We start from the raw sequence: 10,023 nt of genomic DNA, 5'->3' as shown, positions 1-10,023 counted from the left end.
CGGGGAGACAGGATTCGAACCTGCGACCTCTACGTCCCGAACGTAGCGCTCTACCAGACTGAGCTACACCCCGAAGGGAGCCGCCTATTGTAGCCATTTCCCCCGATGGCGGCAAGGGGGAGGGCCGTTCTGCTTCGCTGCCGTGGCAGCGACTCCTGCGGGAACAAAAAAGCCTGGAAGACTTCACCAGGCTTCAATGCGACCACCGAAGTGGTCGGGGAGACAGGATTCGAACCTGCGACCTCTACGTCCCGAACGTAGCGCTCTACCAGACTGAGCTACACCCCGAAGGAGCCGCCAAGAATACGGTGTGAAGGCCGTATCGGCAACCCTTTTTTACAGTTTCAACGCACTTACTTGTCGGCGCGGGCGCTTTCGCGCGCTTCGAACCACATCCCGTTGAGGATGGCCACGACCGAAGCCAGGCCGGCGCCGAGAATCCAAGCGAAATACCACATGGTCAATCTCCTGTGTGCGAGGGGTGTGCCGACCCTGGGCCGGCACACGGGCAATCAGTACGCGTTGGGGTTGTCGTCCATGTCCTCGACCGTCGTCTTGCCCTTCAGCACGCGGTACACCCAGGTGGTGTAGGCGAGGATGATCGGCAGGAAGATGGCCGTGGCCAGCAGCATGACCCACAGCGTGAGGTGGCTGGACGAACTGTCCCAGACGGTCAGGCTGGAAGTGGGCTGGCTGGAGGACGGCAGCAGGAACGGGAAGATCGCAAAGCCGACGGTGAGGATGATGCCGGCAATGGACGCGCCCGAGGCGATGAAGGCCAGGCCGCCACGACGCGCGCGCAGCAGCACCGCGCTGGCAAGCGCACCCAGCAGGCCCAGCACCGGGAATACCAACGTTGCCGGCATGCTGCTGTAGTTGCGCAGCCAGCCCCCTGCGGCGGACCCCAGTTCGGCGGTCTTCAGCAGCGGATTGGTCGGCCCGTCGGTCACCACCTGCGAGGTGATCTGGTAGCCCGGCAGGCCGAAGGCCACCCAGGCGCCGGCAGCGGCGAACAACACGAAGCTGATGATGGCGGCGATGCTGCCATAGCGCGCTGCACGTTCGGCCACCGGGCCGTCGGTCTTCAGCACCAGCATGGCCGCACCGTGCGACACCAGCATGGCCACGCTGATCAGGCCGGCGATGAGCGCGAACGGCGTGAGCAGGCCGAAGAACGAACCGGTGTAGGTCACGCGCAGGGTGTCATCGAAGTGGAACGGCACACCCAGCAGCACGTTGCCCACGGCGACGCCGGCAATCAGGCCCGGCAGCAGGCCACCGACGAACAGCACGCGGTCCCAGTTGTCGCGCCAGCGCTTGGACGGCAGCTTGCTGCGGTACTTGAAGCCGACCGGGCGCAGGATCAGCCCGAACAGCATCGCAAACACCGCCAGGTAGAAGCCGGAGAAGCTGACCGCATACAGCGGCGGCCATGCGGCGAAGATCGCGCCGCCACCCAGCACCAACCAGACCTGGTTGCCTTCCCAGACCGGGCCGACGGTGTTGATCACCAGCCGGCGTTCTTCATCGGTCTTTGCCACGAACGGCAGCAGCGTGCCGACGCCAAGGTCGAAACCATCCATGACGGCCCAGCCGACCAGCAGGATGCCGAGCAGCAGCCACCAGATCACGCGGAGCGTGGTGTAATCAAGTGCAATGAATTCCATCTGGATTCTCCTGCCTCAGGCCTGGCCGGGGGCAACGGCATTGGGGGAAACAGGGCGGATGTCGGCCTGCAGCGTCGGCAGGATGTCATCAGGACCCTTGCGGACCGCCTTCAGCATCAGCTTGATCTCGATGATCAGCAGCACCGTGTACAGGCTGGTGAACACCGCCAGCGTGGTCAGGATTTCATGCAGTGCCAGGCCCGATGCCGCGTAGAAGGTGGGCAGCACGCCATCCACCGCCCACGGCTGGCGGCCGTACTCGGCCACGAACCAACCGCATTCGATCGCGATCCACGGCGCCGGCAGGCTCCACACCGCCAGCTTCAGGAACCAGCGCTTGTCCTGGAAGTTGTTGCGGCACGAGAAGTAGAAGGCCAGCGCGAAGAAGGCGATCAGGTAGAAGCCCAACCCGGCCATGATGCGGAAGGTCCAGAACAGCGGCGCCACGCGCGGTACGGTATCCATCGCGGCCTTGGAGATTTCCTCCGGCGTCGCGTTGAGGATGTCTTCGCGGTAACGCTTCAGCAGCAGGCCATGGCCGAGATCCTGCCAATGGCGATCGAACATTTCACGCGCTGCAAGATCGGTCTTGTCCTTCTTCACCCGTTCCAGTGCGCCATAGGCGATCTGGCCACCGCGGATGCGGTGCTCGGCACGCTCCACCAGTTCCAGGATGCCCGGAATCGGCTGGTCCAGCGAACGGGTGGCGATCAGGCCCATCAGGTATGGGATCTTGATTGCGTAGTCGTTGGTGTGGGTGTCCTGGTTGGGAATGCCGAAGGCGGTGAAGTCGGCTGGCGCACGCTCGGTCTCCCACATCGCTTCGATCGCCGCCAGCTTCATCTTCTGGTGCTCGCTGGCGGCATAGCCGCTCTCGTCACCCAGCACCACCACCGACAGCGAGGACAGCAGGCCGAAGGCCGCGGCCACCGCGAACGAACGGCGGGCCATGTCCCTGTGCTTGTTGCGCAGCAGGTACAGGGCGCTGATGGACATCACGAAGATCGCACCGGTCACGTAACCGGCACTGACGGTGTGCACGAACTTGGCCTGCGCCACCGGGTTCAGCAGCACTGCGGCGAAGTCGACCACTTCCATGCGCATGGTTTCGGGGTTGAACACCGCACCGGTCGGGTTCTGCATCCAGCCGTTGGCGATCAGGATCCACACCGCCGACAGGTTGGTGCCCAGCGCCATCAGCCAGGTCACGGTGAGGTGCTTGACCGGGCTCAGGCGCTTCCAGCCGAAGAAGAACAGGCCGATGAAGGTCGCTTCCAGGAAGAACGCCATCAGGCCTTCGATCGCCAGCGGCGCGCCGAAGATGTCACCCACGTAGTGGCTGTAGTACGACCAGTTCATGCCGAACTGGAACTCCATCACCAGGCCGGTGGCCACGCCGATGGCGAAGTTGATGCCGAACAGGGTGCCCCAGAACAGGGTCATCTGCCGCCAGACCTGCTTGCGGGTCATGACGTACACGCTTTCCATGATGGCCACCATGAAGGACAGGCCAAGCGTGAGCGGTACGAATAGGAAGTGGTACATCGCGGTCAGAGCGAATTGCAGCCGCGACAGTTCTACGACTGTCTGATCAATCATGGCCTGGCTACCTCGTTGGATAGTGCCGTTGCAGGTGGCGGGAAGGGTGGTCTACGGGGTGAATGATGTGACCGACTACTTCAAACAGCCTTGATCCAGATCAATGTATGAACAGGTATTCAGGAGGATCGTATGCCAACCCGATGAAGACTGCGACCGCCGGCCGCAGGGGAAGGCTGTTGCCTGCGCCTACAATGCCGTCCATCCCCCTGCTGCCTGTGAAGAGCCTTGAGCGCTGCCGAACCGACCGCTGACGCCCCTGATCGGGATGACGAATCGACCCGCCTGCGGCGCGTGCGTACCGCCTGGCTGGCCGATCTGGCCCGTGCCGCGAAGGGGCGGCAGCGGCTGGCATCGCTGTGCATCAGCGTGTCCGGTGCGCTGTTGATCGCTCAAGCTGCCGCCATCGCCTGGCTGGTGCAGCAGGTGCTGGTCGAGCGCGTGCCGCTGGCCCAGGGCCTGCCGGTGCTGGCCGCGTTGGCGGTGATCCTTGTCGTGCGCACCCTGCTGGGCAGTGCCACCCAGGCCGCGGCCGGTGACGTTGCCGATGCCGCACGCCTGTCCCTGCGCGAGCGTGTCTTCGCGCGTCTGCTCGGGCACGGCCCATTGTGGCTGCGGCAGCGCCGTACCGGTGAACTGGGCGAGTTGATGCTGCATCACGGCGATGCGATCGAGAACTACTACAGTGGTTTCCTGCCGGTGCGCACCGAAGTGGTGGTGGTGCCGTTGTTGATCCTGGCTGCTGTGGCCTGGGTCGATTGGGTGGTTGCACTGATCCTGCTGTTCACTGCGCCACTGGTGCCGTTTTTCATGATGCTGGTGGGCTGGGGCGCCGAAGCCGCCGGGCGCGCGCAGCTGGGCGAGCTGGCGCGGATGAGTGGGCACTTCGCCGATCGCATCAAAGGCTTGGGCCTGCTGCGCCTGTATGGCCGTGGGGAGGCCGAGCTGGCCGGCATCGAGGCCGCGGCAGAAGGTGTGCGCGTGCGCACGATGAAGGTGCTGCGCATCGCCTTCCTGTCGTCCACCGTGCTGGAGTTCTTTGCCTCGGTCAGCGTGGCGATGGTCGCGTTGTATCTGGGCCTGAGCTATCTGGGCCTGATGTCGCTGCATGCGACCGTGCCGACGCTGGGGGCGGGCTTGTTCTGCCTGCTGCTGGCACCGGAGTTCTACGCACCGTTGCGGCGCCTGGCCGCGCACTATCACGACCGTGCCAATGCACTGGCCGCCGCCGCCGAGGTGGAGCGTCTGCTGCAGGTGCTGCCGGAAGACGAGACGACCACAATCGATGGCAGTGTGCCGCTGGCACCGGAGCCAGCCGAGGCCGCCCTGCCGCCACTGCAGGCGCACGGTCTGGTATTGCGTCCGTTGGGCGCTGCCCACGATGTGCTGCAGAATCTGGACCTGCAGCTGGAACCGGGCCAGCGTCTGGCCCTGGTCGGCCCCAGTGGCAGCGGCAAGAGCACGTTGCTGGAGGCGCTTGCCGGTTGGCTGCCGCCGCGTGCCGGCCGGGTGCAGCTGCGGCCGGGGCTGCAGGTGGCCTATGCCAGCCAGCGTCCCTATCTGTTCCACGGCACCATTGCGGAGAACCTGCGACTGGCCGATCCCGGTGCCAGCGACGCACGCCTGCGCGCCGTTGCCGAAGCCGCCCAGGTGCTGCAGTTCGCACAGCGCCTGCCGCAGGGGCTGGATACGCTGATCGGCGAGCGCGGCTTTGGCCTGTCCGGTGGCGAAGCACGTCGCATCGGCCTGGCGCGCCTGCTGCTGCGCGATCCGCAGGTGCTGCTGCTGGACGAGCCGACCGCGTTTCTCGATGCCGAAACCGAAGCAGCGCTGCTGCGCAGCCTGGCCGCCTATGCGCGCGGACGCAGCGTGGTGGTGGCCACCCACAGCCCGGCGGTGATCGCCTGGGCCGACCGCTGCCTGCTGTTGCCCGAAGGGCGCCTGGTTGAGCCGGCGCAGGCGGTACGCGCATGAGCCGCTCTGCCGATTCGCTGCGCACGGTATTCCTGCGTCATCGCCCGCGCCTGCTGCTGGCAGTGCTGCTGCTGTGGACCACGATGCTGGCCGGCACCGCCCTGCTGGGCCTGTCCGGTGGCTTCCTCACTGCTGCAGCGCTGGCCGGTGCAGCGGGCCTTGGCCAGGGCTTCAATTTCTTCACTCCGTCGGCCGGCATCCGCGGCCTGACCATGGCGCGCATCGCATCGCGCTACTTCGAAAAGCTGGTGGGGCATGACGCCACCCTGCGCATCGCTCGCGACCTGCGCGTATGGTTCTTCCGCCGTGCGCTGCCACTGGCCCCGGCACGGCTGGGTGCAACCCGCACCGGCGATCTGCTGGCGCGGCTGCTGGGTGACATCGGCGAAATCGATGGCCTGCTGGTGCGTGCCATCGGCCCGCTGCTGGCGCTGGGCGCGTTGACGTTGGTGGGCGTGGGCTCGGCAGCGTTGATCCTGCCATCGGCAGCGCTGCTGCTGGCGGTACTGGCGTTGCTGATCGGTATTGGCGTGCCGTGGCTGGGCGTGAGGGGACATGACAGTGAAGAGGCCGACCGCGCTGCACATCGTGCGGCGTTGCGCACGGCCGCATTCGAGGGGCTGGAAGGGGCGGCGGATCTGGCCGCGCTGCACGCCGGCAATGCCTGGCAGTTGAAGGTGCGGGTGGCGGCCAAGCAGGTGGCCTCGCGCGATCGTCGTCGACGCCTGCGGCTGATCGCTGCATCAACGCTGCATGGTGTGCTGGCCGGGCTCGGCCTGGTAGCGATGCTGGCACTGGCGCTGCATGCGGCCGAACAACAGCGCATCGCGGCGGAAATGGCCGCCGGGCTGGTGTTCCTGACCGTGGCGATGATCGAACTGTGGGCGGGCATGGGCCTGGCCTGGCAGTCGCTGCAATCGGGCCGCATTGCGGCCACGCGTCTGCAGTCCATCGTCGAGCAAGCACCTTCGGTGCAGGAGCCGGCGGCGCCGAAGCCGCTGGCGCAGGCCGCGACCGTGCACTGGGACAACGTGCATTTCCAGTGGCCGGGCGCCGCACGGCCGGTCCTGCGTGGCCTGCAGCTGACGCTGGCACCGGGCGAGCGCATCGCCATCCGTGGCGACAGCGGCAGCGGCAAGACCACCTTGTCGAGCCTGCTGCTGCGCCTGTGGGACCCGCAGCAGGGGCGGCTGACCTACGGTGGCCAGGACCTGCGCGATGTTGCCCAGGCCGACTGGCACCGCCAGCTGGCGTGGCTGCCCCAGAATGCGCCGGTGTTTGCCGGCAGCGTGGCCGCGAACCTGCGGCTGGGCGATCCCGAGGCCAGCGACGAGGCGTTGTGGGCGGTGCTGCAACGGGTACGGCTGGGTGAATGGGCCGAGCGCAACGGCGGCCTGCAGGCGTGGGTGGGCGAGAACGGCGCAACGATGTCGGCCGGCCAGGCGCGTCGCCTGGCGCTGGCCCGCGCGCTGCTGCGCAATGCGCCGATCCTGCTGGTGGATGAGCCCACCGAAGGCCTGGACGTGGATACCGCGCGCGCGCTGCTGCAGGACCTGCCAGCACTGCTGGAAGGGCGCAGCCTGCTGATGATCACCCACGATGACCTGCCCGCGGGTGTGGTGGATGTGCAGTACCGGTTGGTGGACGGGGTGCTGGTCCGCGAACCGCTTCGGTAGATGCCGACCTTGGTCGGCATATCCACGCGTGGCATGGACATACAGGGCAGCTACCGCGAAAACGCGCGCAGCATCACCGCGATCGAGGCCACGTTGGCCAGCACGCACAACCAGAACACCCACTGGAACGGCGCCTTGCGATGTTTATGGCGGAACAGCGCCTGGCCGAGCAGCGCGCCGGACCAGCCACCGGCAAAGGCCAGCAGCTGCAGCGTGCGTTCGGGCGTCCTCTGCTGTTTTCGCTGCGCGGCGCGCTTGTCGTGCCCATACAGGCCGAACGACACCGCACTGGCCAGCACGCACCATGCGCCCAGCCACAGCGGAAACACGCCGGTTGCGGTCAAGCCGATCAACGCACCGAACGCGGCCAGTGCGAGATTGCGCCGCCACGCCACTACAGTTCGTCGAGGAAGCCGCGCACGGCCGGGCCGAAACGTTCGAAGTCGACCAGGAACGCGTCATGACCCTGTGGCGATTCCAGGCCGATGAAACGCGCGTCCGCGCCACCAGCGCGCAGGCCATCGGCGACCTGTTGCTGCTGCTGTACAGGGAACAGGATGTCGGTGTTGGCGCCGATCGCCAGTGCCTTGCCAACGCGGATGCTGGCCAGTCCGGCCAGTACATCGCCATCGCCATACTCGGCCAGATCGAACCAGTCCATCGAGCGGCTCAGGTACAGATAGCAGTTCGGATCGAAGAAGCGCACGAACCGGCGTGCATGGCCTTCCAGATAGCTCTCGACCTGGAATTCCAGGCCGAATGGATCATCGTCGGTCTGGTCTGAATCCAGCCGCACGCGACCGAAGCGGCCATCCCATTCCAGTGCCGAGCGGTAGGTGATCACGCCCAGCTTGCGTGCCATGCGCATGCCCGATTCCGGGTACGCCTCATTGTCGTAGTGGCCACCGTTCCAGCGCGGGTCCAGGCGGATCGCTTCGCGCTGCAGCGAACGGATGGCGATCGAGAACGGCAGGGCCTGCGCGCTGCCGGAAATGTTGATATGGCTGCGGGCGATGCCCGGGTGCAGCAGCAACACCGCCAGCGCCGTCATCCCGCCCATCGAATTGCCGATCACGCAGGCGAGTTGTCCGATGCCCAGTGCGCGCACCACGTCGATCGCCGCGCGTGCGCCGTCTTCGATGGACAGTTCCGGGAAATCCAGGCGATACAGTTCACCGTTGGCCGGATTGATCGAGGCCGGGCCGGTGGAGCCCTTGCAGCTGCCCAGCGAGTTCACACAGACCACGAACCAGCGATTGGTATCGATCGGCTTGCCGGGGCCAACCATGGCTTCCCACCAGCCTGGCGCAGGATTGGCTTCGTTGGCCGCCGCATGCGCGTCGGGCGACAGGCCGGTGACGATCAGGATCGCATTGCTGGCGCCTGCGTCCAGCGTGCCCCAGGTTTCGTAGGCCACGCGCGCACCATGCAGGGCGCCGCCGCGTTTGCACGGAAAGGGTGAGGGCAGGGCATGGAAGCGGGTGCCGGGCGGAATGAATTCGGTCATGGGGGCATTCTAGCGGGGCGGTATGTGCAGCTGGCGACACGCTGGTTTCCATGCGCTGAGGCCCAGGTAGTACCGGCCGCTGGTCGGCAACCACGCATCCACATCGAACATCGTGACGTTGCCGGCCAGCGGCCGGCACTACCGGGGATGTCGTGTTACGGGAACCGCAGTTCGACCACACCGTCATGTGGCAGGCTGACCTTGACCGGCGTGGTTTGCAGGTCCTCCGCGCTGCGATTGGCGCTGCCGCTGCGCGAAATGCGCGCCAGTACTTCCACTTCGCGATGCGCCGACAGCGGCGCAGTCGGCATCGGGCTGTCGCCGTCGCCCAGGCCGACCGTTGCAGGGAAGCCGACCAGGGGCAGCCTGCGTGCAGCCACCGGCATCGGCGGGCCGCCCACTGCGCGTGCCAGCACGAACACCTGGGTGCTGGCCGGCCAATCACTCGCTTTCAACGATGCGGGCAGGTGCACCCGTACCTGCAGCAGCGCCGGTGCAACCGCTGTCGGAGTGTCCGACGGCTGGCCGGCCGCCTCGCGGGCGATGGCGATCTGCGCCTGCAGCGCCTGCGCGGCACCCGGCTCCAGGCGTGGCAGCAGCGTGCTCCAGAGTTCGGCGGCCTCGGCATTGCGGCCCCGCTGGCGCAGGGCAATGCCAAGCAACCAGCTTGCGCGCTCGGCCTCGGGCGACAAGGTACGTGCGCGCTGCAGCCATGCCAGCGCGGTGTCATCGAACTGCTTGCCAGGATCGGCCTGGGCCCGTGCCTGCGCGGCCTCGACCAGCACGCCCGGTTCGTCCGGTGCCAGTGCTGCGGCGCGGTTGAAGGCGTCGGCCGCGGCGGCGGCATTGCCAAGCTCGGCCTGCGAACGACCCAGCAGCGCCCAGCCATCCGCACGTTGCGGGTCACGCTGCAGCGCCTGCTGCAGCGCCTCTACACCATCACGCAACGTGGCGACCGAAGGCGCAGGCTGCACCTGTGCGGCGCGGGGATTGCCGACCAGCAGATACAGGCAGGCGCCGGCTACGCCCAGTGTCACCACCCCCAGCACGAAGCTGCGACCGCCTTGCTGGCGCAGCGGCCACAGCACTATTGCCGCCAACAGCGCAGCGGCCACTGCGGCGACCATCGGCAACCACTGCGTCACCAGTCCTCTCCCTCGGTTGAATTCGCCGCAGCGGATGCATCCATCTGCCGGCTGCGACGACGGACGATGCCCACCACCACCAACGCGCCAGCCCCCAGTACCAGCAGCGGACCGCCCCACAGCAGCCAGGTGCCCGGTTGCAGTGGCGGTTGATAGAGCACGAATTCGCCATAGCGGGCGACCAGGAACTGCTTGATGGCCGCATCGTCAAGGCCCTGCTGCATCAACTGCAGCACTTCGCGCCGCAGGTCCTGCGCGATCTGCGCGTTGGAATCGGCCAGTGACTGGTTCTGGCACTGCACGCAGCGCAACTGCGCAGCCAGGTCGTGGAAGCGCGTCTCCTCGGCTGCATCGCGGAACATCAGCGGCCGCGCATCATGCACCGGTTGTTGGGCGAGGCCGGAGTTCGGCGCGGCCAGGGTCAGTGCCAGCAGCAGGGGCAGCAGCCAGCGCAT

General features: G+C 66.8%; 9 protein-coding genes and 2 tRNA genes. 2 read left to right on the top strand and 9 right to left on the bottom strand.

What is annotated here, in order from left to right; genetic code table 11:
- From AC07UW_RS14320 to AC07UW_RS14300, 5 genes are all read right to left on the bottom strand, one after another.
- Positions 1-73: transfer RNA gene (locus AC07UW_RS14320), tRNA-Pro, on the bottom strand.
- A 138-nt stretch (positions 74-211) separates the two neighbouring features.
- A tRNA-Pro gene (locus AC07UW_RS14315) sits at positions 212-288 on the bottom strand.
- 65 nt (positions 289-353) lie between these two features.
- Entirely contained in the window at positions 354-458 is a 105-nt protein-coding gene (cydX, locus tag AC07UW_RS14310; protein WP_495212279.1) for a cytochrome bd-I oxidase subunit CydX, read from the bottom strand.
- Positions 459-512: 54 nt separating this feature from the next.
- Positions 513-1,667, bottom strand: a complete 1,155-nt coding sequence (gene cydB / locus AC07UW_RS14305) for a cytochrome d ubiquinol oxidase subunit II (protein ID WP_025876453.1) — start codon at positions 1,665-1,667, stop codon at positions 513-515.
- 15 nt (positions 1,668-1,682) lie between these two features.
- Entirely contained in the window at positions 1,683-3,266 is a 1,584-nt protein-coding gene (locus AC07UW_RS14300) for a cytochrome ubiquinol oxidase subunit I (RefSeq protein ID WP_032978752.1), read from the bottom strand.
- A 228-nt stretch (positions 3,267-3,494) separates the two neighbouring features.
- On the opposite strand from AC07UW_RS14300, the gene cydD reads away from it, so the two are divergent.
- Positions 3,495-5,240 (top strand): thiol reductant ABC exporter subunit CydD, encoded by a 1,746-nt coding sequence (gene cydD / locus AC07UW_RS14295; RefSeq protein WP_223495750.1) that lies wholly within the window; start codon positions 3,495-3,497, stop codon positions 5,238-5,240.
- The gene (cydC, locus tag AC07UW_RS14290; RefSeq protein WP_495212278.1) at positions 5,237-6,916 is read left to right on the top strand and encodes a thiol reductant ABC exporter subunit CydC; all 1,680 of its coding nucleotides are present in this window, start codon (positions 5,237-5,239) and stop codon (positions 6,914-6,916) included. Before cydD ends, cydC begins: the two co-directional genes overlap by 4 nt.
- A gap of 50 nt (positions 6,917-6,966) precedes the next feature.
- Here the strand turns inward: cydC and AC07UW_RS14285 are convergent, their stop codons facing one another.
- The 4 genes from AC07UW_RS14285 to AC07UW_RS14270 all read right to left on the bottom strand — a co-directional run bounded on the left by AC07UW_RS14285 (position 6,967) and on the right by AC07UW_RS14270 (position 10,023).
- Entirely contained in the window at positions 6,967-7,311 is a 345-nt protein-coding gene (locus tag AC07UW_RS14285) for a DUF1294 domain-containing protein (protein ID WP_495212277.1), read from the bottom strand.
- Complete coding sequence (gene metX, locus AC07UW_RS14280; RefSeq protein ID WP_495212276.1) at positions 7,311-8,423, bottom strand: homoserine O-acetyltransferase MetX; 1,113 nt, start codon at positions 8,421-8,423, stop codon at positions 7,311-7,313. Before metX ends, AC07UW_RS14285 begins: the two co-directional genes overlap by 1 nt.
- Before the next feature lie 155 nt (positions 8,424-8,578).
- The gene (locus AC07UW_RS14275) at positions 8,579-9,571 is read right to left on the bottom strand and encodes a tetratricopeptide repeat protein (protein ID WP_495212304.1); all 993 of its coding nucleotides are present in this window, start codon (positions 9,569-9,571) and stop codon (positions 8,579-8,581) included.
- Complete coding sequence (locus AC07UW_RS14270) at positions 9,565-10,023, bottom strand: cytochrome c-type biogenesis protein (protein ID WP_495212275.1); 459 nt, start codon at positions 10,021-10,023, stop codon at positions 9,565-9,567. Before AC07UW_RS14270 ends, AC07UW_RS14275 begins: the two co-directional genes overlap by 7 nt.

The sequence above is a fragment of the Stenotrophomonas sp. GW821-FHT02D01 genome (genome assembly GCF_059421765.1).
Note: the sequence above shows the minus strand (reverse complement) of the source record. Positions and strands in the feature narration are given on the sequence as shown.

Bases quoted from the DNA above. Each gene is read 5' to 3' on its own strand.
- cydX (WP_495212279.1), bottom strand. From the start codon at position 458: ATGTGGTATTTCGCTTGGATTCTCGGCGCCGGCCTGGCTTCGGTCGTG.
- cydB (WP_025876453.1), bottom strand. From the start codon at position 1,667: ATGGAATTCATTGCACTTGATTACACCACGCTCCGCGTGATCTGGTGG.
- AC07UW_RS14300 (WP_032978752.1), bottom strand. From the start codon at position 3,266: ATGATTGATCAGACAGTCGTAGAACTGTCGCGGCTGCAATTCGCTCTG.
- cydC (WP_495212278.1), top strand. From the start codon at position 5,237: ATGAGCCGCTCTGCCGATTCGCTGCGCACGGTATTCCTGCGTCATCGC.
- metX (WP_495212276.1), bottom strand. From the start codon at position 8,423: ATGACCGAATTCATTCCGCCCGGCACCCGCTTCCATGCCCTGCCCTCA.
- AC07UW_RS14270 (WP_495212275.1), bottom strand. From the start codon at position 10,023: ATGCGCTGGCTGCTGCCCCTGCTGCTGGCACTGACCCTGGCCGCGCCG.